General features: G+C 70.3%; 17 protein-coding genes and 1 pseudogene. 11 read left to right on the top strand and 7 right to left on the bottom strand.

All coding sequences use genetic code 11. The annotated features are described in order from the left end of the window. Positions 1-58 precede the first annotated feature (58 nt). Complete coding sequence (locus AWQ68_RS15470) at positions 59-1309, top strand: FAD-binding oxidoreductase (protein WP_066940956.1); 1251 nt, start codon at positions 59-61, stop codon at positions 1307-1309. A 96-nt stretch (positions 1310-1405) separates the two neighbouring features. Next, positions 1406-2074, top strand: a pseudogene (locus AWQ68_RS15465) (SDR family oxidoreductase). Positions 2075-2117: 43 nt separating this feature from the next. Here the strand turns inward: AWQ68_RS15465 and AWQ68_RS15460 are convergent. Next, positions 2118-2753: a VC0807 family protein gene (locus AWQ68_RS15460; protein WP_066940955.1), complete on the bottom strand. Its 636-nt coding sequence runs from the start codon at positions 2751-2753 to the stop codon at positions 2118-2120. 212 nt (positions 2754-2965) lie between these two features. Next, positions 2966-3658 (bottom strand): leucine efflux protein LeuE, encoded by a 693-nt coding sequence (gene leuE / locus AWQ68_RS15455; protein ID WP_066940953.1) that lies wholly within the window; start codon positions 3656-3658, stop codon positions 2966-2968. A 202-nt stretch (positions 3659-3860) separates the two neighbouring features. On the opposite strand from leuE, the gene AWQ68_RS15450 reads away from it, so the two are divergent. From AWQ68_RS15450 to AWQ68_RS15425, 7 genes are all read left to right on the top strand, one after another. After that, positions 3861-5249 (top strand): selenium-binding protein SBP56-related protein, encoded by a 1389-nt coding sequence (locus AWQ68_RS15450; protein ID WP_066940951.1) that lies wholly within the window; start codon positions 3861-3863, stop codon positions 5247-5249. Further along, the gene (locus AWQ68_RS15445; protein ID WP_066940949.1) at positions 5246-5848 is read left to right on the top strand and encodes a hypothetical protein; all 603 of its coding nucleotides are present in this window, start codon (positions 5246-5248) and stop codon (positions 5846-5848) included. The genes AWQ68_RS15450 and AWQ68_RS15445 overlap by 4 nt, the downstream gene beginning before the upstream one ends. Positions 5849-6027: 179 nt before the next feature. Then, positions 6028-6177, top strand: coding sequence for a putative ATP-grasp target RiPP (locus tag AWQ68_RS42490; RefSeq protein WP_157545339.1), 150 nt, complete (start codon positions 6028-6030; stop codon positions 6175-6177). 82 nt (positions 6178-6259) lie between these two features. Continuing rightward, complete coding sequence (locus AWQ68_RS15440; protein ID WP_066940948.1) at positions 6260-7267, top strand: MvdC/MvdD family ATP grasp protein; 1008 nt, start codon at positions 6260-6262, stop codon at positions 7265-7267. Positions 7268-7436: 169 nt separating this feature from the next. Then, complete coding sequence (locus tag AWQ68_RS15435) at positions 7437-9254, top strand: TIGR04500 family putative peptide maturation system protein (protein WP_169808926.1); 1818 nt, start codon at positions 7437-7439, stop codon at positions 9252-9254. A 112-nt stretch (positions 9255-9366) separates the two neighbouring features. Then, positions 9367-11514, top strand: a complete 2148-nt coding sequence (locus tag AWQ68_RS15430) for a peptidase domain-containing ABC transporter (protein WP_066940944.1) — start codon at positions 9367-9369, stop codon at positions 11512-11514. A gap of 381 nt (positions 11515-11895) precedes the next feature. Then, positions 11896-15528, top strand: a complete 3633-nt coding sequence (locus AWQ68_RS15425) for a BTAD domain-containing putative transcriptional regulator (protein WP_169808925.1) — start codon at positions 11896-11898, stop codon at positions 15526-15528. Between the two features lie 239 nt (positions 15529-15767). On the opposite strand, the gene AWQ68_RS15420 is transcribed toward AWQ68_RS15425, so the two are convergent. Together AWQ68_RS15420 and AWQ68_RS15415 are read right to left on the bottom strand one after the other, a co-directional pair. After that, positions 15768-16559, bottom strand: coding sequence for an ABC transporter permease (locus tag AWQ68_RS15420; protein WP_066940940.1), 792 nt, complete (start codon positions 16557-16559; stop codon positions 15768-15770). After that, positions 16556-17782, bottom strand: coding sequence for an ATP-binding cassette domain-containing protein (locus tag AWQ68_RS15415; RefSeq protein ID WP_066940939.1), 1227 nt, complete (start codon positions 17780-17782; stop codon positions 16556-16558). Before AWQ68_RS15415 ends, AWQ68_RS15420 begins: the two co-directional genes overlap by 4 nt. A 366-nt stretch (positions 17783-18148) precedes the next feature. Here AWQ68_RS15415 and AWQ68_RS15410 point away from each other — a divergent pair, with 366 nt between their 5' ends. Beyond that, a complete protein-coding gene (locus AWQ68_RS15410) occupies positions 18149-19774 on the top strand; it encodes a chitinase (protein WP_066940937.1) in 1626 nt (541 codons plus the stop codon). Positions 19775-19867: 93 nt separating this feature from the next. Here the strand turns inward: AWQ68_RS15410 and AWQ68_RS42485 are convergent, their stop codons facing one another. Next, entirely contained in the window at positions 19868-20050 is a 183-nt protein-coding gene (locus AWQ68_RS42485; protein WP_157545337.1) for a hypothetical protein, read from the bottom strand. Positions 20051-20169: 119 nt separating this feature from the next. Between AWQ68_RS42485 and AWQ68_RS15405 the strand changes: the two genes are divergently transcribed. Then, positions 20170-21510 carry a glycosyltransferase family protein gene (locus tag AWQ68_RS15405; RefSeq protein ID WP_066940936.1) on the top strand — a complete coding sequence of 447 codons (1341 nt, stop codon included), beginning with the start codon at positions 20170-20172 and terminating at the stop codon, positions 21508-21510. A gap of 18 nt (positions 21511-21528) precedes the next feature. Here the strand turns inward: AWQ68_RS15405 and AWQ68_RS15400 are convergent, their stop codons facing one another. Beyond that, positions 21529-21939 carry a hypothetical protein gene (locus AWQ68_RS15400; protein WP_066940934.1) on the bottom strand — a complete coding sequence of 137 codons (411 nt, stop codon included), beginning with the start codon at positions 21937-21939 and terminating at the stop codon, positions 21529-21531. A 61-nt stretch (positions 21940-22000) separates the two neighbouring features. Further along, positions 22001-23065 carry an AI-2E family transporter gene (locus tag AWQ68_RS15395; RefSeq protein WP_066940932.1) on the bottom strand — a complete coding sequence of 355 codons (1065 nt, stop codon included), beginning with the start codon at positions 23063-23065 and terminating at the stop codon, positions 22001-22003. Between the last annotated feature and the right edge of the window lie 139 nt (positions 23066-23204).

Below are 23204 nucleotides of genomic sequence, written 5' to 3'. Positions count from 1 at the left end.
GTCTCGCTAGTCCAAATTGTTCAGTCAGGCACAACCGCGCTCGTCCACGCTCGTCCCCATGAGAACTTTGCAGCCGGGAGACGCCGGATACGAACAGGAGACGAGTGGGTTCAACCTCGCGATCGCGCAGCGCCCCGACGTGGTGGTGCCCGCGGAGTCGGCCGAGGACGTGATCGCCGCCGTACGCCGCGCCACCGACGCGGGTTTGCCCGTCGCGATCATGGGCATGGGGCACGCGCCCGGCCTGCCCGCCGAGGGCGGCCTCCTCATCACGACGCGACGGATGAACAACGTCACGATCGACGCCGCCGCGCGCACCGCGCGGGTCCAGGCGGGAGCGAACTGGGCGGACGTGATCGGCCCGGCCTCCGAGTACGGCCTGGCCCCCCTCTCCGGATCGTCCCCGGGAGTCGGCGTGGTCGGATACACCGTCGGCGGCGGCATCGGCCTCATGTCCCGCACGTACGGCTACGCCGCGGACCGCGTACGCGCCCTGGAGATCGTGACCGCCGACGGGCGGCTCCGGCAGGTGAGCGCCGACCAGGAGCCCGACCTGTTCTGGGCGCTCAGGGGCGGCAAGGTCACCCTCGGTGTGATCACGTCGATGACGTTCGACCTCCTGCCGCACGCCCACGTCTTCGCCGGCAGCCTGATCTACCCCGGCGACGCGGCGCGCCAGGTCTTCCGCGCGTACATGGATTGGACGCGCGGCCTGACCGAGGAGACCACGACGTCCGTGGCGCTGCTCCGCCCGCCGGGTGGCGCGCCGCCCCTGGTCGCGCTCCGGGTCGTGCACACCGGCGCCGACGGCGACCGGGTGGTGGCTCCCATGCGCGCCGCGGCTCCGGTGCTGGTCGACGCGCTCGGCGACATGCCGTACCGGGACACGCACCTTGTCTACAACGACCCCGAGGGGCCGATGCCTTCGTGGGGCCGCGGAGTCCTGCTCGACGACGTGGACACGGACGCGGTACTCGCCGCCGCCGACGACTCGCTGGTGGTCGTGGAGATCCGCCATCTCGGCGGGGCGATGGCCCGCGACGCGGGCAACGCGGTGGGCTGGCGCGACGCGGCCTATGCCCTGTCCACTCACACCATCGCCTCCCCGGAGGGAGCCAAGGCGGGCGACACCTTGATGGCGGTGGCCGGTCCCCGACCCGCCCAGGTCAACCTGCTGGGCCTGACCGGCGACGCGCTGCGCGAGCAGCTCAGGGTCGCGTGGCAGCCGGAGACGGTGCGGCGGCTGGCGGAGGTCCGCCGTGCCTACGACCCGCAGGGCGTCTTCCGCTTCGGCCATCCCGTGGAGTGACGCGAGAATGACCGGTCGGCGGGCGGGAGCGCCCGCCGTGCCGTACCGCCCCCGTCCGCGGTGCCCGTGCGAGGATCGTCGGCGGGGGTGAGTCAGATGCGCGTAGTGATCGCGGGAGGCCACGGCAAGATCGCACTCCGGCTGGAACGGCTGCTCGCCGCGCGCGGCGACGAGCCGGTGGGGCTGGTACGCAACCCCGATCATCAGGACGACGTCCGGACGGCCGGGGCCGAGCCCGTGCTGTGCGACCTCGAACAGACCCGGCCGGAGTAGCTGGCCGAGATCCTGATCGGGGCCGGGGCGGTGGTCTTCGCCGCGGGCGCGGGGCCGGGCAGCGGCACGGCGCGCAAGGAGACGGTGGACCACCGCGGTTCGGTCCTGCTCGCGGACGCCGCCGAACGGGCCGGGGTCCGCCGTTTCATCCAGATCTCGACGATCGGGGCGGGCGCGCCGCCCGCGCCGGGGAGCGACGAGGTGTGGGCGGCCTACATCAACGCGAAGACGTCGGCGGAGGAGGACCTGCGCGCCCGGCCGAACCTCAACTGGACGATCCTTCGTCCCGGCCGGCTCACCGACGACAAGGGGACCGGCCTGGTGACCCTCGCGGACGTGCCGCTGGCCCGGCACGATCCGGTGTCCAGGGACGACGTCGCCGCCGTGGTCGCGGGGCTCCTCGACACGCCGGAGACCCGGCACCGGGTCCTCGAAGTGGTGGGCGGGGGCACGCCGATCCCGCTGGCGATCCGGATCCTGCTCTTCCGCTGACGCCGTCGTGAACGGCGATGCGGCAGCGGTGATGCGGTGGCGGCTACGCGGTGGCCGCGTCGAGGCTCAGCCGGCGCAGCACGCGCCGGAAGCCCCAGACGGACACGCCGATCGCCAGCGCGGTGACGGCCACCATGGCCACTGTGCGCAGCAGCAGGAAGCTGCCGATCGACTCGTTGAGGAGCAGCCAGATGTTCCCCGCCGAGTTCGCGATCAGCACGAACGCCCACAGAAGCGTGACCCGGACGAAGAACTGCCGGACCCGCTCATGCTTCAGCACGAACGTCGGCAGGTGGACGAAGTCCTGCGCGAGCTTGGCCATCAGCGGGCGGCGCAGCCGCAGGGACGCGAGGAGGACCAGGCCGAGACAGATCGTGCCGACCTCGGGCTGGATCAGGTAGACGACGGCGCTGCCGGTCCAGAAACCGAGCGCGGCCTGGGCCGTGAGCGCGACCGCGGTCAGCGTCATCGTGCCGGGAACGCGGGTGCGCCGGACGACGCGCCAGAGCATGCCCAGGTAGACCCAGGCCAGGGCCGCGCAGAGAGCGCCGTTGAACCCGATCAGAGTGAGAGCCGCGTAGAAGACGGCGAGGGGGGCGAACACCCCTTCGATCAGCATCGGCACCGCCTGCCTCAGCAGAGACGGCAGGTGCGGCGGCGTGAAGGGCGGCTGGTCCATGACTCTCCCCTGGGTGGCGGCGCGCGTGACCTCGCGGTCACCCGGGCGAGCGTGGTGGGCGTCGCCCCAGGCGGCCTGGCACCGTCGGCCCGAGGTGGTCGACCGCGGGACGGCAGCCAGAAAAGCGGGTCTTTTGTCGATATTTGCCGCTATCTGTCCGATTGAACGGCGACAATCGGCTCGCTATTCCGGTCGGCCCGCGCCCTGCCAGGTCAGCCGAGGCTGGAGGTCGCCAGCTTGGCCCCGAAGCCCAGGAAGAGCGCGCCGACGCCGGAGGTCAGCCCGGCGGAGAGCCTGCGTCGCTGCCGGAACTGGGCGGACAGGAACGTGCCGCCGAAGATCAGCATCGACAGGTAGAGCGCGCTGAAGATCTGCACGATCGTCCCCAGGATGAGGAACGAGACGGCCGGCGCGCCGTACGACGGGTCCACGAACTGGATGAAGAACGAGATGAAGAACAGGATCGCCTTCGGGTTCAGCAGGCTGATCACCAACGCCCTGCGGAACGGGTCGGTGGCGGGCTTGTCGGCGGACGCCGTCTCGGTCGCCACGCCTCCGGCGGCGACGGACTGGGCGACGGCCGTCCCGGCCGCGTCGCGAGAGCGCCACGCCGACCACGCGGCGCGCAGCATGCCGAACCCGATCCACGCCAGATAGCCCGCCCCCGCGTACTTGACGACGTTGAACAGCGTGGGGTTCGACTTGAGCAGCGACGCCACGCCGGCGGCGGACAGTACCATCAGGACCGTGTCGCCGATGAAGACCGCGGAGGCCGCCCGGTAGCCCTGCCGTACCCCGCGCTGGGCCGCCGTGGAGAGCACGTAGAGCGAGTTGGGTCCGGGCAGCAGGATGATCAGGAACGCGCCGATGACGTACGTCCAGATGTCAGTGATGCCGAAGAACATGGGGCGCGCTCCCTCCGAGTTCGCGGTGACGGACCTGTCGGCCGCATGACCCGCGCCGGCATGTTCACTCGCAAAAGATGACATATCACGCCACCTGTCGGCGTGATTCCGGCACCCCCGGGAAAGAATCCTGGAGTCACCGGAAGTGATAGAGGGCATTACCTATTGACCCGATGGGAAAAGTGGGAAGAATCTGGAGGGCATGAGCCTTTGGACGCCTGATCCCACGTTCTATCCCTCACCCCGGGACGCCGTCGCCGCTCCCCGGGAGAAGCTCGCCTACGTCGCCGCCTTCGACCGGTCCGCGGAACGGCCGGACGCGCTGGCCGTCCTCGACACCGACCCCGACTCCCCGGCGTACGGCACCGTGGTCGGCTGGACGGACCTTCCGTACACGGGTGACGAGCTCCACCACTTCGGGTGGAACGCCTGCAGCAGCGCCCTGTGCCCCAACGCGCCGCACCCGCACGTTGAGCGGCGCTACCTGATCGTGCCGGGGCTGCGCTCTTCCCGGATCTACGTCTACGACACCAAGGACCGGGTCAGCCCCGAGCTGGTCAAGGTCATCGAACCCGAGGAGCTGGGCAAACGCGCCGGATACTCCCGCCCGCACACCGTGCACTGCGGCCCCGAGGGCCTGTACGTCTCGGCGCTCGGCGGGTTCGGCGAGGACGGGCCCGGCGGCATCGCGCTGCTCGACCACACCTCCTTCGAGGTGGTCGGCCGGTGGGAGGCCGACCGCGGGTCGCAGCACCTCGCCTACGACTTCTGGTGGCACATCAACCACGACGTGCTGGTGAGCTCCGAATGGGGCACCCCGTCCATGGTCGAGGACGGCCTGGTCGGGGAGCTGCTGCTCGGCCGTAAGTACGGCCACCGCCTGCACTTCTGGGACCTGCGCAAGCGAAGGCACGTCCAGGAGATCGACCTCGGTGACCAGCACCAGATGGTCCTCGAACTGCGCCCCGCCCACGACCCGACCAAGACGTACGGCTTCGCCGGGGTCGTCACCAACGTGGAGGATCTGTCCGCGTCGATCTGGGTCTGGCACCGCGAGGGCTCCCGCTGGGAGGCGAGGAAGGTCGTCCACATCCCGGCCGAACCCGCCGCGCCCGAGGAACTGCCCGACATACTCAAGCCGTTCGGCGCCGTGCCGCCGCTGGTCACCGACATCGACCTGTCCGTGGACGACCGCCACCTCTACGTGTCCTGCTGGGGGACCGGCGAGCTGAAGCGCTACGACGTCTCCGACCCCTTCGCGCCGGTCGAGACCGGGTCCCTGCGCATCGGCGGCATCGTCGGGCGCGCTCCCCACCCGGCCGCGCCGTACGAGCGGCTCGCGGGCGGGCCGCAGATGATCGAGGTCAGTCGCGACGGCCGGCGTGTCTACGTCACCAACTCGCTCTACGGCTCCTGGGACGACCAGTTCTATCCCGACGGGGTCGGGGCGTGGATGGCCAAGGTCGACACGGAGACGTTCACGTTCGACGAGCGGTTCTTCCCGCACGGCGACGACTTCCGGGGGCTGCGGCCGCACCAGACCCGGCTGCAGGGCGGCGACGCCTCCTCGGACTCGTACTGCTACCCATGACGCTGGTCGCGGTCATCCTGCTGGGCGCCTTTCACGGGATCAACCCCGCGATGGGTTGGCTGTTCGCTGTGGCGAGGGGACTGCAGGAGCGCAGCCGCGACCGGCTCCTGCAGTCCCTCCCGGTGATCGCGCTCGGCCATCTCGCCTCGGTGGCCCTGGTGGCGCTGGTCGTCGGCGCCACCGGGTCCCTGGTGACGGGCACCGCGCTGTCGATCGGCGCGGGCGTGGTGCTCGTCGCCTTCGGCCTGTGGCGTCTGCTGTCCACACGACACTTCCGCTGGGTCGGCATGCGGCTGTCGCTCGGCCAGCTCGCCGCCTGGTCCTTCCTCATGTCGTCCGCGCACGGCGCCGGCCTCATGCTGCTGCCCGTGCTGACCCGCATCCCGGCCGGTCACCACGGCCACGCGATGTCCGGCGGCATGTTCGTGGCCGGGGTGCACACGCTCGCCATGTTCGTCACCGCGGGTGTGGTCGCGCTCGTGGTGTACGAGTTCGCCGGGCTCGCGATCCTGCGCCGAGCCTGGTTCAACCTGGACCGGATGTGGGCCGCCGCCCTGGTCGGGGCGGGCGTGTTCACCCTGGTCCAGGCGGCCTGGTGAGTCCGGCTCAGTCGTTCCCAAGTGCGCCCCAAGTTGGGGCGCAGTCCCGATCAAGTCGCGATCTCTACGTTCGGTCCCAGGTGCTCAACCGATCACCGGGACCACCGGTGATGACTGGTTCCTCGCCATACGGGGGGAACGTGGAAGACGCCGCTCTCGGGCGGCGGAAAGGGAACATTGTGTCCAAGATCAAGCTTGACGACCTCGCCTTCGACGGAGCCGAGCTCTCCGAGGGCGACCTCGGCCTCGTCGGCGGCGGCCGGATGCCCGAGATGAAGGTCACCTGGTACATCGGCGGCAAGCCCGCCGAGTGGGACATCATCAACTGAGCCGGCTCCGGGGAGGCGGGCCCGTCCCGCCTCCCCGGGTGCTCCGCGTCGCCCCAGGCGGTCGCGAGCAAGGGAAAGCGACATGCTTCTAGTACTGAGTGACCGCGGCGACGCCACTGTGGACATGGTCCTGCCCAAGATCGAGTCGAGGGGACTCCCGGTCGTGTGGTGGGACCCGGGCGACTTCCCCTCCGGAGGCCGGGTCACCGCCACCTTCATCGGTGACCGACCCTCGTTCATACTGTCCACCCAGGAGCTCGTGCTCGATCTGGCCGAGGTGACCGCCGTCTGGGTCAGGCGGCCGAACGCCCCCTCCGCCGCGATCAACATGACCGAGCCGACGCAGCGCGCGCACGTGGACCGGGTCTCCCGATTCTTCATGTCCGGGCTCTGGGAGTTGTTGCCCGTCCCGTGGTTCCCCGCCCGCCTCCCGGTGGTGGACCGGGCTCACAACAAGCTCGTCCACCTGGACCGGGCCGTCCGGCTGGGCTTCGCGATCCCCGAGACCGTGATGACGAACGACCCCGCCGCGCTCGTCCCCGCGTACGCGCGGAGTGGCGGGCGGCTGGTCGCCAAGCTCTTCGACTCGCACCGGTTCCTGCTCGACGGCCAGGACCACCGCGTCTACACCACCCTCGTGACCCGCAGGCACCTCACCTCACGCCACCGCCTCCAGCACGAGCCGGTCATCCTGCAGCCGTACGTCCCCAAGGCCGTGGAGCTGCGCGTCATGGTCGTGGGCGAGCGCGCCTTCGCCGCCGAGATCGACGCGGGAAGCTCACGGGCCGCCCGCGACGACTGGCGCCACTACGACGACGGCCGCGTGCGCTACGGCGTACACCACCTGCCCGCCGACGTCGAACGGCGCTGCCTCGACCTGGTCGCCGACCTGGGCCTCGCCTACGGCGCCATCGACCTCATCCTGCGCCCCGACGGCGAGTACGTGTTTCTGGAGATCAATCCCAACGGTGAGTGGGGCTGGCTGGAGGCCGCCACCGGCCTGCCGATCGGCGACGCCGTGGCCGAATGGCTGGTGACCGCCGCGAGACGCGGCAAGGAGGTGGCACACCACGATGAGCAGCCTTCCTGAGATCGACCGCGAGGCGCCGGAGCCGGGAACCGGGCGCGGGCCGCGGGCTATCGGAACAGCGGTGTCGGAGACAGCCGTGTCAGCGATCGGACGCGGCGTGGCGGAGCTCGGCGCTGGGACCTCTGGGGCGGAACGTGTCGGGCCGACGGCGTCCGGGTCTGAGGAGCGGATGTTCGAGGCAGTCGTGTCAGCGATCGGACGCGGCGTGGTGCAGTTCGGCGCTGGGACCTCTGGGGCGGAACGTGTCGGGCCGACGGCGTCTTCGGTCGCCTCTGAGGACCCGATGTCCGAGACAGGCGAATGTGGCTTGGCAGACTTCCGCGCTGGGATGGCGGAAGGTGGCCCAGGAGTTTTCGGGCCCGACATGCCCGCGTGCGAGCAGCGGGTTTCCAAGGCACACGTGTCAGGCATCGGGTTCGGGGCGACGGAAACGGTCGCGTCCAAGATCGAGCAGGAGATCCCGTTCGGCGTGGCGGTGGAGTCCGGAATCGAGCTGCTGCGTGCCCTGGACCGCAGGCGCTCCGGCGTCACCGCCGCCCGCCGGGCCGCTGCCACATGGGCCGCGGCGCATCCCGAGCTGGACGCCCAGCTCGTCGTCGATGCACGACCCGGCACCCCGGTCGTCGACTACGACCTGCTCGTCGCGCATCCCGACGGCGGCACGGTGGCCCTGACCGCGCCGTCCGATGACGGGATCTCCTGGCCCGTCGACCACTCCACCCACTGGGCGGCCAACCAACTCGTCAGCGTGGACGGCGCCCACCTGTCGCTGCCTGACGCCTTCCTCATGCTCCGCGGCCTGACGGGGCGGAACGGCTCGGCACACGATGACATCGTCGACCACTGCCTGCTCGTGGCCGCGTCCAGGGACGAACCGCTCGTTGACGGTGACGTCCAGGAGGCCGCCGACGCGTTCCGCCGTCGCCGTGGCCTGCACGGACGCCAGGCCGTGCTCGCCTGGCTCGACCGCATGGGCATGACGGCGGAGCAGTTCGAGGAGGAGGTGACCGCTCTCGCTCGCCGGATCCGCTTTCGCCGCCGAAAGGAGGCCGAGCTGGCACCCGGCTACCTCGCACGGCATCGTGGCGACTTCGACCGGGTCACGGCCGCCTGGGTGATCGGGCCGCATCCCTTCCCCGGGGCGGACGCCACCGAGTTCCTCGCGAACCTGCCCCGCGTTCTGGCCGACGAAGGGGCCGCCGAGGCGACGCTCTGCGAGCGCGTGGCGAGCGGCCTGCCGGAACCCCTCCGCGATGCGCCCGTCGGAGTGGTCGTCGGCCCGCTCCAGCCCGAGGCTTGGTACGCCGGAGCCCGTTCCGGCGACGGCCGTGTCGCCGGGCGCCCCTCGTATCAGGAGGGTCGCGGCGGCGTGCCTTCGAGAGGCGTGCGGGCCGGCTCCGTCAGCGTGCCTGCGGCGTCTTCGAGTGGCATGCGTTCCAGACCCGATGGCGTTCCGGGGGATGCCTCTGCACAGGGCGCGCACCCGACGGACGGCGCTCGACAGAGCAGCGGCGCAGATGCCGACAGGGCGTGGTCCACTGACGCGGACGGCAGCTTGGCGGGCAGTGGCGCGGATGCCGGTGGGACCTTGTTCAGCGGTGCGCATGTCGGTGGTGCGGGTGGCGGCTTGGCGCGCAGCAGCGCGGATGTCCACGAGGCCTTGTCCAGCGGCGCGCATGTCGATGCGGCATGGTCCACTGACGCGGGCGACGGCTTGGCGGGCAGTGGCGCGGATGCCGGTGGGACCTTGTTCAGCGGTGCGCGGTCTGGTGGCGGCGGCTTGACGGATCGCAGCAGCGCGGATGTCGGCGGGACATATTCCAGCGGTGCGGAGGCCGGCCGGACGTACTTCAGCGGCGTCGTGCTCGACCGGCGTCCCGCGGCCGACGGCGATCCTGCGGTGCTGGCCGCCGCCGGGCGGGTCGCGTTCGCCGAATGGCTCGCCGAGCGACGCGCGCGGGCCTCCGTCACCTGGCACTGGCTGTGACCGGCCAGAAGCCCGGCGCCGCCGGATCGGCCCTTCTCATCCTCTGGATCATCGTCGCGGTCCTGGTCGTGACCGTGCTCACCCTCTTCGTACGCCTCGGGACGGTGACCTCATGAGACGCCGCGTCCCCGTCGCCCAGCAGAACACGGCGACCGAGTGCGGCGCGGCCTGCCTGGCCATGGTCTTGAGCTTCCACGGCCGCCGCACCTCCCCTCACGAGCTGAACGAGCGGCTCCAGATCGGCAGGGACGGCCTCACCGCGCGCGACATCATGGCGGCGGCCCGGGCGTCGGGGCTGAAGGCGAGGGGTTCCGCGCTGGCCCCCGCCGACCTGGCCCGGCTGCCGCTTCCCGCCGTCGTTCATTGGGAGTCCAATCACTTCGTCGTCGTCGAGCGTTGGACCGAGCGCCGCATCGATGTGGTCGATCCCGCCCTGGGGCGCCGGAGACTGAGCCCTGAGGAGTTCGCGGCGGGCTTCAGCGGCGTGGTCCTCGCTTTCGAGCCCGGACGCTCGTTCCGCAGAATGCGTACGTCCGGCGGCCCGGTCGCCTGGCGGCGCGCGTTCCTGCGGACCCTTCTCCTGCGGCGACGCGGGCTGCTCGCTCAGATCGTGCTGGCCACGCTGCTGCTCCAGCTCGCCGGCCTCGCGTTGCCGACGGTGTCCGAGGTGCTGGTCGACCGGATCCTTCCGGGAAGGGACGACCAACTCCTCACCGTTCTCGGCCTGGCCGTCGGCGTGGCGGCGGTCACCCAGTTCGCCGTCGCCTACCTCCGATCGGTGCTGCTGGTCACCCTTCGGGCCCGCGCCGACGGGGACCTCACAGTCGGCCTCGTCGAGCACCTGATCGCGCTGCCGTACCGGTATTTCGCGCAGCGCGGCGCGGGCGACCTGGTCACCCGAGCCGGCAGCGTGAGCCTGTTGCGCGGGATGCTGACCGGGCAGCTGCTGTCGGCGTTGCTCGACGGGCCGCTCGCCCTCGGCTATCTGGTCCTTGTCTTCGTCCGCGATCCCGTATTCGGCGCCTGCCTCACGGGGTTGACCGTCGTCCAGCTCGCGCTGCTGATCGCGACGTCCGGCCGCATCAAAGATCTGACACAGCGCGAACTGGCCGCACTCTCGGCTACCCAGAGCCGGCTGATCGAGGCCATCGGAGGCATCGAGACGCTCAAGGCGTCCGGGGCGGAGCCGCGAGCGGTGAAGCGCTGGTCGGACCTGTTCCGCGCCCAACTCGACGCCGACGTACGGGGCGGTCTGGCGCAGGGCCTCGTGGACTCCGCTCTCGGCGCGATCCGGTTCCTGGCCCCCCTCGGGCTGCTGTGGGTCGGCGCGTGGCGGGTGCTCGACGGTTCGATGAGCCTCGGCACCCTGCTCGCGCTCAACGCGCTCGCCGTGGCCGCGCTCGCTCCGATGAGCTCCCTGATGAGCGGGTTGCAGAGCCTCCAGCAGGCCGGAGCGCACTTCGACCGGCTCTCGGACATCCTCGCGTCCCGCCCCGAGCCGTTGGACGGCATCGAAGTGCTCCGCCTGCGCGGTGAGGTGGAGCTGCGCGACGTCGGCTATCGGCACGACCCGCGCGGACCGTGGACGCTCCAGGGCGTCTCCCTCATGATCCGGCGCGGTCAGAAGGTCGCGCTCGTGGGGCCATCCGGCTCGGGCAAGAGCACACTCGCCCGCCTGCTGCTCGCGCTGCACACCCCGACCACCGGCGAGATCCGGTACGACGGCGTGCCCATGGCGGAGCTCAACCTCCGGTCGCTCCGCCGCCAGTTCGGCGTGGTGAACCAGGAGCCGTCACTTTTCACCGGTTCCATCCGGGAGAACATCGCCCTGAACGACCCGGGCGCCTCCCTCGATCGGATCACGTACGCCGCGAAGATCGCCCGCATCCACGACGAGATCGCCGCGATGCCGATGGCCTACGAGACCATGCTGGTCGAGGGCGGCGGTCTGTCCGGCGGCCAGCGGCAGCGGCTCGCGCTGGCCCGCGCGCTGCTCTCCCAGCCCAAGATCCTCCTGCTCGACGAGGCGACCAGCCATCTGGACAGCGCCACCGAGGCGGCCATCGAGGCCAACCTGGCGCGGTTGACGCAGACGAGGATCGTGATCGCCCACCGGCTGAGCACGATCCGTGACGCCGACCTCATCCTCGTCGTCGAACAGGGCCGGATCGTCGAACGCGGAACCCACGCCGACCTGCTCGCCCTGCGTGGCCGGTACGCCCGCCTCGTGGCCGCCCAGACGGTCCCTCTGCCGAGTTGAGCCGGTAATTGCCGAGTCGTTCACGAGGTTTGCCCGGATATGGACCAGTCTCTCCCGCTGGTGCGCGTGTCGCGGAGGACGGCACCGGGAGATCGTCCAGCTGTACCGACCACGGACGTGGCAACAGGCACGGCAACCGCTGAAGGTGAATCGGTAGTGACGGTGCTGGCGGTGACAGGGCGAATGAGGGCGAGCCGGTCGCGAGAGTGCGATCTCCTGTGACATGACGAGCTGAGTCGGTCTTGAAGATGCCGACTCGCCTGTCAGGGGCGAGTGAGCCGGTCGTGAGAATGGTGGTGGCAGGGCGGATGGACGGCTCAGCAATGTGCCGGGTGCAGGATGTCCGCTGTGCGGATTTCTCTCCTGGGACCGTTGGAGGTCGTGAACCCTAGCGGCGAGCGGGTCACCCTCGGCGGACTGCGGCTCCGAGCGTTGCTCGCCGGCCTGGCGCTGGAACCCGGGAGGCTCCTCACTCATGAGCGCCTCGCCGACATTCTCTGGGGCGAGGATCTGCCCGCCAACACCGTGAACGCGCTCCAGACCCTGGTCAAGCGACTTCGGGCGGCCATAGGCCCGCCCAATGTGATCGTGGGTCGTCCCGGTGGCTATCTCGTCGACGTCGATCCCGCCCACGTCGATGCCCACCGCTTCGCCCGGCTCACGCAGCGTGAACATGCCGAACGGACGCCCGAGGCAGCCGCCCGTGCGTTCGACGAGGCCCTCGCGCTCTGGCGGGGTCCGGCGCTCGCCGACCTGCACGCCGTGCCTTACCTGGCGAGCGCCGCCGCACTGCTCGAAGAACGGCGGTTGGCCGTGATCGAGGCCCGGGCGGAGGCGTACCTGACGCTCGGATGGCGGATCGACCTGTCCGCGGAGGCGGCGGAGCATCCGTTCAGAGAACGGTTGCAAGGGTTGGCGATGCGCGCTCTGGCCGCGAGCGGCAGGCAGGCCGAGGCACTCGCCCTCTATGAGAACATCCGCCAGGCGCTCACGGAGGGGCTCGGCGTCGATCCGGGGCCCGATCTCCGCGCCGCCCATCTCGCCGTCCTGCGGGGCGATCCCGTACGGCCGTCGCCCACGGCCCCGTACGGAGCCCCGCCGCATGAAGGCTGGATCGACGGTGGTGAGGTGGGAGCAGGAGACGACGTCCGGGAAGACCCCAGAATGCGCGCGTCCCACGGTCCAGGCGCCGGGAACGGAGCCGGAGTCCCTCGGTTTGCGGGGTCGAGCGGCTATGCGAGCCACGACGGGGGTAGCGAGACGAGCGGCGCCGGTCGCGGCGGGACGGAGAACGGGGCCGCCGGGGGAGCCACTCTTCAAGGCGACAGGACGTTGGGCGGCACAGCCTCCGACGGCTCGGCACCGGGCGGCGCGGCCTCCGGTGGCTCGGCACCGGGCAGCGTGGCACCGGGCGGCGCGGCCTTCGACGGCTCGGCAGGTAGCACAGTGGGGGAGGCCCGGGAAGGTTCCGCGAAGGGCCTGTGGGAAGGGACAGCACACCGCCCCGCCGCGCGCTCGGCTGATCCGCGACGGAGGCAAGCGACTGTACGGATGCCTCTGACCAGCTTTGTCGGACGGGAAGAAGAGGTCTCCCACGTCGGCGATCTGCTGCGGATCTCGCGCCTGGTGACGATCACCGGGCCAGGAGGAGTGGGCAAGACTCGGCTCGCTGTCGAGACGGCACTCGGCATCACCAGTTCCGGGGCCGACAGTTCGACGACCCTTGCTTCGGCGGCGCTCGACACGTTCCGACTCGACACGTTCCGAATGGTGGAGCTCGCTCCTCTCACCGCCCCCGTCGATGTGCCGCACGCCATCCTCGACGCGCTCGGCGTTACGGCGGACCGGTCCGTGGCGGGGGAGTGGCGAGCCGATCCCATCGATCCCGTCGCGCAGATCGTCGCCGTGCTGGGCATCCGGCGGCTCCTGCTTGTGCTGGACAACTGCGAGCACGTGATCGACACGGCGGCGTTGATCGCGCGGCGCCTTCTGGAGGAATGCCCCGGGGTGACCGTGCTCGCCACCAGCAGGGAACCGCTCGGGGTCCCGGGCGAGATGCTCGCGCCGATCCCGCCGCTGCGGCTGCCGCACGAGGGCGCGACCGTCGAAGAGGCGCGCGAATGTCCGGCCGTGCGGCTCCTCCTGGAGAGAGCGTTCGGCGCGCGGCCGGGGTTCACCCTCGACGAGTCGAACGTGAACGCTGTCGTCACCATCTGCCGTCGTCTCGACGGCATGCCCCTGGCGATCGAGCTGGCCGCGGCACGGCTGCGCGCTCTGACGCCCGCGCAGCTCGCGATACGGCTCGATGATCGTTTCCGGCTGCTCACCGCGGGCAATCGGACGGCCCTTCCGCGGCACCAGACCCTCCGCGCCGTGGTGGAGTGGAGCTGGGACCTGCTGGACCCACGAGAGCGGAAACTGGCCCGCAGGCTCGCCGTTTTCGCAGGCGGAGCGACGTTCGACGACATCGAGCGCGTGTGCGGAGACGAGTGGCCGCCCAGCGCGACGGGAAGCGGTGCCGGCCTGGACGTGCTGGAGCTCCTGCCGTCGCTGGTGGACAAGTCCCTGGTCGAGATGGCGGACGACGGCCGATATCGGATGCTGGAGACGATCCGCGCCTTCGCTCTCGAACGGCTCGGCGAAGCCGGCGAACTCGACGCGTTCCGGCATCGCCATGCCCTGCGGTTCCTGGAGCTCGTGGAGAGCGCCGAGCCGCGACTGCGTACGGCCGACCAGATCGAATGGATCGACCGGCTGATCGCCGAACAGGATGACATCCACGCCGCGCTCCGCTGGGCGCTGGATCACCGGGACGTCGAGCTGGCCGTACGGCTCTGCAGTTCGCTGAACTGGTTCTGGTGGCTCCGCGGCTATCGGGCCGAGGGCGCGGTGTGGGCCGAGCAGGTTCTCGCGCTGGCGGGGGACGAACCTCCCTCTGGCCTGGCCGGGGCGTACGCCGGCTGCCAGTTCGCGGTCAATGTCACGAAGCTGGGCTCGCTGCTCGCCGATCCCGACCGGTTGAGGATCATGGCCGCTCGGATGGACGCGCTTATCAACCGCGCCGTCCGTGAGGGCTCTCTCCATCCGATGCTGCTGATCGGCAGGGCCGTCATGGCGTTCATGGGAGGACAGGAGGAGCACGGCCTCGCCCTGCTCGATGGCTATGTGCGCTCCGACGACCTGTGGTTGGCGAGCTCGGCCCGCATGATCCGGGGCGGCTTCCAGCCTGAGCTGGACCAGTCCCGGCAGGATCTGGAGGCGGCCGTCACCGGTTTCCGGACGATCGGCGAACGCTGGGGGCTCAGCGAGGCCCTGCTCAGCCTCGCCTCGCTCCACGCCGCCCGCGGCGACCTGCCGCCCGGCCTCATAGAGGAGGTCGCGGAGCTGACCTCCGAATGGGTGAGCGCGGAAGATGCGGTCTCCACACTGACCCGGCTCGCGAGCCTGCGCGCCCAGGCGGGAGACCTCGAGGGCGCCGCCGACGACATCGCCCGGGCCAGGGCCGCCGTCACTCCCGACCTTCCCGCGCACGCCCTGGCCCAGCTCCGGATCGGTGAGGGCGAGGTGGCGCGGCGCAGAGGGGACCTCGACGGGGCGTTGCGCGTCTACGAGCAGGTCATCGCGGACCTGGACCGAATCCCCGTGATCCCCCAGCAGGAGGCCTGGGCGCACCACGCCTACGCCAGGGCGCTCGCGGACAGGGGCGACTTCGCCGCGGCACGGGAGCACCACCTGCTGGCGATGGACGCCTTGGGCGCCGCCCCCGACCTGCCCGTTCTCGCCTCGGTCGTCGCCGGATTCGCGATCACCCTGCTGCGCGCGGGCGACACGGAGCGCGCGGTCGTGCTGTTCGGCGCGGCCGACGCCATTCACGCCTCCGCCGGCGCCGACATGGATATCGAGGCGGCGACGACGGCGGCCCGTTCGGCCCTGGGCTCCCGGTTCGACGAGGCGTACGCGCGCGGCACCACCCTGTCCCGTCAGGAGATCGACCGGCTCCTCCGTTCGGCCTGACCGCCACGCGCGACGAACCAGGACGGAGACGACACCTTTGACGCGCCGGACGAAGGCGGCCCGCACACGATCCGCCGAGCGGGCAGCACGGCGCCCGCGCGAGAAGGACGGGACACCTTCCTCCGGCGGGCGGGTGCCGGATATCGATGGCCAGTCGCACGCCGTCCCCCATGGTGATCCACTCTGTTCCGGCGACGGCCGTCGGCCGAGCCGCTCGTCGATGTCGGCGACGTCCATGGTCAACGGATCCTCCTGGTGTAGCTGTGGACGGCGAGCGGGAAGAAGACGGCGACGATGGCGACGGCCCAGGCCAACGTGATCCAAAGGTGGGCCCCCAGCGGCCCTCCGGTGAGCAGGACGCGCAGCGACGCGGCCAGGTGCGAGACCGGGTTGACGTCCATCCACCAGCGGAGCCAGCCGGGCACGTTGGCCGCGGGGATGAACGCCGTGCTGCCGAACGTCAGGGGAAGCAGGACGGCGGTCGCCATGCCCTGCATCGAGGCGACGCTTCTGGCCTTGAGACCGATCCACGCGGAGGCCCAGGACAGCGCGAACGTGAACAGCAGCACGAGGGCGAGCCCGGCGAGCGTCTCGGCGAGCGAGGTGCGGACGCGGAATCCGGCGACGAGGCCGGTGAGCAGCGATGTCGTGACCGTCAGCAGCATGGTCAGGGTGTCGGCGAGGATCCGGCCGATCAGCGGGGCCGACCTCGCGATCGGCAGGCTGCGGAACCGGTCGAAGACGCCGTTGCCGATGTCCTCGGCGAGGTTCATGCCGGTGGTGTTGGTCGCGACCAGCGCGACCTGGACGAGCACGCCCGGCAGCAGGAACTGGGCGGTCCCCGTTTGGTCGCCCGTCATCGCACCGAACAGGCAGACGAACAACAGGATCATGAAGATCGGCTGGAGCAGGAGCTGGACGAGCCGCCCGGGCTCGTTGCGCAGCGGCACGAGACTGCGCCACGCGAGCGTGAGCCCCTGCGTGAGCGCGCCGCCCCGGGGCCGGACCCGATGAGAGGCGAGAGAGGTCATGCCATGCTCCTTCCGCTGGACTGCGGCTGCCGAGACGACACGGCGGGGCGTGGCGCCGGCGGCTCTGACGATGGTGACGGCGCCTGCCGCCCCGCGGACGCCATCCCGCCCGTGCCTGTGGACAACTGCGGGGGTGTGGACAAGTCCGGAGAGGGAGCGCTGACGAGGGCGAGGAACGCCTCGTCGAGGCTCGGCCGCCGGAGCGCATGCTCGGCGAGCGTGATCCCGGCGTCCGCCAGGCGGCGGAACACCTCGGGCACCATGGCCGGATCGACGATCGGCACGCTGAGGACGCCGTCCTCGACCGGCCCGTACGAGCGATCGGGCATCGCGCCGGACGACGCGTCGGCCATCCGCTCGGTCGCGTCCTCGGCCCGTGCCTCCGCCGTGGCCGTGCCCCCTGGAGGCCGGGGTGCCGCGTCCTTCGACAGCCGGTGGGCCGCCTGGCCGCAGCTCACATGCGGCGTGACGCCGATGACCTGGGCGAGGATGTCGTGGGCCGTCCACAGATCCCGTTCGGGCCTGATCTCCAACCGTCGGTGTCCGGCCCGGCTCTTGAGCTGGTCGGGCGTCCCGTCGGCCGCCACCCGGCCGTGGTCGATGACCACGATCCGGTCGGCGAGCTGGTCGGCCTCCTCCAGATATTGCGTGGTCAGCAACACCGTGGAGCCGCCCGCGACCTGCTCGCGCACGATGTCCCAGAGCTCGGTCCTGGCACGGGGATCGAGCCCCGTGGTCGGCTCGTCCATGAAGACGATCCGCGGGTCGGCCACCATGCTCACGGCCAGGTCGAGCCGCCGCCGCATGCCTCCCGAATAGGTTCTCGCGGCCCGGTCGCCCGCCTCGGTCAGCCCGAACCGGTCGAGCAGACCGACGGCCCGGGCCCGCGCGTCGGCCCGGCTCATCCCCAGCAGGCGGCCGATCATCATCAGGTTCTGCGTGCCGGTGAGGTTCTCGTCGACCGACGCGTACTGCCCCGTGAGACCGATCAGCTCGCGTACCTGGTGCGGCCGCGCGACCACGTCGTGCCCGCCGACGCGGGCGCTGCCGCCGTCGGGGGAGACGAGCGTGGCGAGGATCCGCACCGCCGTGGTCTTGCCCGCCCCGTTCGGACCCAGCACGGCGAGGACCTCCCCCCGGCGCACCGCCAGATTTACACCGTCGAGTGCCGTCTTGTCCCCATATCGCTTGATCAGCCCTTCGGCTTCGATCGCGTACGTCATGGGTGAAGGCTCGCCGCCCGCGCTGGCGCCCGCCTGGCACCGCCCTGGCATCCCGCTGGCGGAGCCGCGCAACGGGCGATTCCTCAGTCGATTAGGCCTTGTCCGCCCATGGACGCAGGGCTACGATCCCGGTAACTCTTAGGAAACTTTATTAAAAGAACATATCGCCTCCCACCTTCGGCGGAGGCCGGGGCGGGCCAAGGTGACCGAGCGCTCCGCCCCGACCTCGTCGTCCGCACTCAGGAGGCGGCCCTGTCCGGCGCGGGCCCGCCGTCGTGCCCGCGCGTGTCGCGCCGCCGGCGCAGTCGTGTGACCGTGCCAACGCGGCCCCGTTCTCCACGCCCCCCTCTCGAACGGAAGACGCCCATGAAGAAACCGCTGACCATCGGCGCGGCCGCGCTGCTCGCCGCCGCCGGCTTCCTCTTCACATCCGGTACGGCATATGCCGCGAACATCGCCGTGAACCCCGGGTTCGAGGACGGGCTGTCGGGGTGGACATGCTCGGCCTCATCCGGCGCCCAGGCCGTCTCGTCGCCCGTACACGCCGGGTCGAAGGCGTTGTCCGCCACGCCTGCGGGCAACGACACGGGGCGGTGCGAGCAGACGGTCGCGGTGCGTCCCTCGACGTCGTACACGCTGTCGGCCTGGGTTCGAGGCAACTACGTCTTCCTCGGCGCGACCGGCACAGGGGTGAACGCGCAGACGTGGGCGGTGCCCGGATCGTCGTGGACCCAGGTGACGACGTCGTTCACGACCGGTTCGTCCACGACGAGCGTGTCGGTCTATCTCAACGGCTGGTACGGCCAGGGGACGTACTACGCCGACGACGTGGTGCTGGACGGGCCCGGGGGCGGTCCCTCCCCGTCCGCGAGCCCCTCCGCCAGCCCTTCGGCGAGCCCGTCCGCGAGCCCCTCGCCGAGCCCGAGCGCGTCTCCCAGCGCGTCTCCCAGTGCGTCTCCGAGCAGCCCTCCGCCCGGCGGCAAGCGGTTGCTGGTGGGCTACCTGCACGCGTCCTTCGCCAACGGATCGGGATATGTCCGGATGGCCGATGCGCCCGCCGAATGGGACTTCATCAACCTCGCGTTCGGCGAGCCGACCTCCGTCACCTCGGGCGACATCCGGTTCACCCGCTGCTCGGCCGGCGAATGCCCGAGCGTCGAGAGCGACGCGGACTTCATCGCCGCCATCCGCGCCAAGCAGGCGGCGGGCAAGAAGGTGCTGATCTCGATCGGCGGGCAGAACGGCCAGGTCCAGCTCACCACGACCGCCGCCCGCGACGCCTTCGTCCAGTCCGTCTCCGCGATCATCGACAAGTACGGCCTGAACGGCCTCGACATCGACTTCGAAGGCCACTCGCTGTCACTCAACCGCGGCGACAACGACTTCAAGAACCCGACCACACCCGTGATCGTCAACCTGATCTCGGCCCTGAAGACCCTCAAGGCCAGATACGGCGCGGGCTTCGTGCTCACGATGGCGCCCGAGACGTTCTTCGTCCAGCTCGGCTACCAGTTCTACGGCCCCGGCCCGAACGGCGCCGCGGACGCCCGCTCCGGCGCGTACCTTCCCGTGATCTACGCGATGCGGGACGACCTGACGTTGCTGCACGTCCAGGACTACAACTCCGGGCCGATCATGGGCCTCGACAACCAGTACCACACCATGGGTGTGGCCGATTTCCACGTCGCCATGACCGACATGCTGCTCACCGGCTTCCCCGTGGCCGGTGGCGCCACGTTCCCGCCGCTCCGTCCCGAGCAGGTGGCGATCGGCCTGCCGGCCGCACCGTACGCGGGCAACGGATTCACCACGGTCCCCGAGGTTCAGAAGGCGTTCGGCTGCCTGGCGAAGGGCGCCGGATGCGGTTCCTACCGTCCGCACGGCGTCTTCCCCGGCCTGCGCGGCCTGATGACCTGGTCCGTCAACTGGGACAAGTACAACGGCTACGAGTTCTCGCGCAGCCACCGCGCCTACCTCGACGCGCTCGGCTGATCTCCCAAGCCGGGTGAAGGGCTGCCAGACCCTGCGGAGGCGGGCAGGTCGGGTCCGACCTGCCCGCTACGGCATACGGAGCGAGTCCCGGCGTCAGACAAACCGGGAGTCCGCCAATACGGCCACGGTATTGCGGGCCAGGTCCGCGTCCCGGCGGGCACGGTATGCGGCCCAGCGCCCCGCGTCGTGCCGGGCACTCCGCGAGGGCGACAGGAAACCGATCACCATCCCAACGAACGTGGCCACGCCGAGCACGATCCACAATCGCAACTTCATCGCTACCCCCCGACATTGCTGTAAGTAATCACAGTACGACGCTCTGTTGCGAAAATCCCCGAAATCTTCCTTCCCCGAGTGGCCGATATAGCCACCCATCGGGCAGTCTTGGGACCGTTATGGATTACGCGATTCCCACCGGCCTCGTTCTCGTCAGCGGTGTGCTGCTTGCTCTGCTGGCACAGCGGAAGGGCTGGAAGCCGTCACTGGCCGTCACTCTGGCCGTCGGCATCGGCTTCCGTGTCCTGATCATGGTGCTGTCGGCGAAGGACAGTTGGCAGCCGATCGACTTCGTGAACAGCTTCCGGCCGGCGGGTGAGGCGATCCTCAACCACCGCGACCCCGTGCTCGAAAGCAACGGCGGTTGGCACTTCCTCCCCACGATCCCGTACATGTACGGGCTGTTGCTCTGGTTCGGCATCCCGTGGGAGGTCGCGGGCCGGCTGGTGACGGTCGTCTCCGACATCGTGCTCATCCCGCTCGTGGGCAAGCTGGCCGGCGGCGCGACCGAGAAGCTCCGCGCGTTCCAGTACGCCTGCAACCCCCTCGCGATCCTGGTGGCCTCCGTGCACGGCCAGGTCGAGCCGGTCTCGCTGGTGTTCGCCGTGGCGGCGTTCGTCGTGGCCCGCGGGCCGAACGGCTGGACGCTCCCCGAGACGCTCCCGTGGCGGCGACCGGCCGAGTTCCTGCGCCGCTTCACCCATCCGACGGACGCCGATCGGGCGGCGACCGGACGCGCCCTGTGGGCCGGAGTGCTCATGGGGATGGCGCTCTGCGCGAAGAGCTGGCCGGTCATCCTGGTGCCCGGCATGCTTATGTTCCTGCCCGGACTGCGTTCCCGGGTGGTCTCGCTCATCGGTGTGGGCCTGCCGCCGGTGCTGTTCCTGCTGACGCTGCCGATCGGCGGCTGGACCGCGTGGAACCAGCTTCCCGAGGTGCTCAAGACGATAGGCCTCCGTCCCAGCGACGTCCGTCCTATCACCGGCGACTGGGGCTGGACCGCGTTGCTCAACCGAGGCGAATGGATTCTCAGCCCCACTTCCCTCAAGATCGGCCAGTACCTCATCTACGCGTCGCTCGTGGCCTGCGTGATCTGGTGGCGCAAGGCCGATCCCATCGACGTCACGATCGCGATCGTCCTGGCGTTCATGATCTTCACGCCGCGGCTGGGCGCGCAGTACCTCATGTGGTTCATGCCGTTCCTGGTCGCCCGGCCCACCCGCTGGGCGTGGCCGGTGATCATCGGGAGCACGGTCTGGGCGGCCATCGGCTATTTGGTGCTCACCCAGTTCACCGGCGCGAAATGGGGAGAACTCCACGCGCCGTGGGCGATGAGCTCCATCGTGCTGTTCCCGGTGCTCATCGCGGGGATGCCGTGGAACCGTCGCAGGGCGCTGCCGACTACGGCGCCGCACACGCCCGCCGTCACGCCCGCCGTGCAGGAGCGCGCGTCCTCCTGACGCGCGCCCGGCCGCGGGTCACCTGACGATCAGCCGGATCAGGTGGCCGTGGCTCTTGAATCCGGGACTGTCGCCGTCCAGCACACCCGTGACGCAGTCGAACACCCCCGGCTCGCGCTGCCGTACCAAGAAGACGGACTCGGCGACCGCGGAGAGGAGGCGGATCGCGTCGCGATGGATGTGCACCCCCTCCTGGTCACCGGCCAGTGAGACGGTGACCTCGTAGACGCCGTCCGGGAGGAGCCGCTGCCCGGTGAGCAGCCACTCCGAGCCGCAGGCCCGGCGCAGGTGCGGGAGCAGGTGTACCTCGGGATCCTCGGTGACCCAGCCGTCCCGCTTCATGCACTCCAGTAGCCGTCGGATCTCAGGATCCATGGCGGAGCCGTCCGCGATCCCGGTCTGCCGCTCGTCGGTGTCCCATCGCCGCATGTTTCGACCATACGCGTCGCGATGCCGGGCACCTGGGACGGCCGCCGCACGTCGTGCCAGGTCATGCGGCCGCGTCGGGAGCCTTCGCGGATGACGGCAACCGGCCGGACACGAGCGCGGCCGCCCACTTGCCGTTCGGGTCGCTGTCCACGAGCAGTGCGCGAACGAGCAGGCTGAGCGGGATCGCCAGCAGGGCGCCCAGCGGGCCGAGCACCCAGGTCCAGACGATCAGCGACAGGAACGTGACCGTCGTGGACAGCCCGACGGCGTCCCCCAGGAACTTCGGCTGGATGAAGGACTGGATCACCACGTTGATCGCGATGTAGGCGACGATCACCAGGATCATCGTCTTCGGGCCGCCTTCGAGCAGCCCCAACAGCGCGGGAGGGATCAGGCCCAGGAAGAACCCGATGTTCGGCACATAGTTCGTGATCAGCGCGAAGACGCCCCAGAGCAGGGGGAGCGGCACGTCCAGCGCGTACAGAGCCACGATGTCCAGCGCCGAGCAGATCGCGCCGAAGATCGTCGAGACGATCAGGTACCGCCTGGTCTTGTGCGTGAACGTGGTGAACGCGGTGATCAGGGCCGGCCGCTCGTCACTCGCTGCGGCCATGATCCGCGAGTAGATCGGCGCGTCCAGGCTCATGGCGAGCAGCATGACCACGATGAGGAAGAGGCTCGAGAACACGCCGAGCAGCCCGGAGAACACGCTCTGCGCCAGGTCGATCAGCTTGCCGAAATCGATGGAGGACAGAGCCTTGTTGATCTCGGCGGTGCCGTAGCCGAGCCCGGCCAGCCACCGCTGGAGCTCGGCGATGACCTCGTTGAACTGGTGCGCGTACTTGGGAGCGAGGATGGCGAGCTGGGCCGCCGCGAAGCTGAGGATGGCGATCATGCCGAGCAGCACCACGATCACGATCAGCAGGGGGATCATCACGAGCATCCACCCAGGGGCCTTGTGGCGGTAGAGCCACTCGCGCAACGGGGACACGGCGATGACGAGCGTCAGCGCGAGGATCACCGGACCGAGGATCGACTGAACCGCCTGCATACCGGCCAGGACGATGACGGCGGCAGCCGTACAGACCAACACGATCAGGGCCCGGGGAGCACGCTGTTCAGCCATCTCCCGTTTCTACCTGATCGTGGGACAAAGATCGATCGGTACTCGTATCGCCGGCTCCCGCCCCGCCGGTACGGCTGTCGCCCGGCCTGTCCCGGCGTTTCGTGGCTCGAACACTCTGGGCGTGCTGTTAATCTTGTCC

Origin of the sequence: Microtetraspora fusca (assembly GCF_001570365.1) — a bacterium.
Taxonomy (GTDB): Bacteria; Actinomycetota; Actinomycetes; order Streptosporangiales; family Streptosporangiaceae; genus Microtetraspora; species Microtetraspora fusca.
Note: the sequence above shows the minus strand (reverse complement) of the source record. Positions and strands in the feature narration are given on the sequence as shown.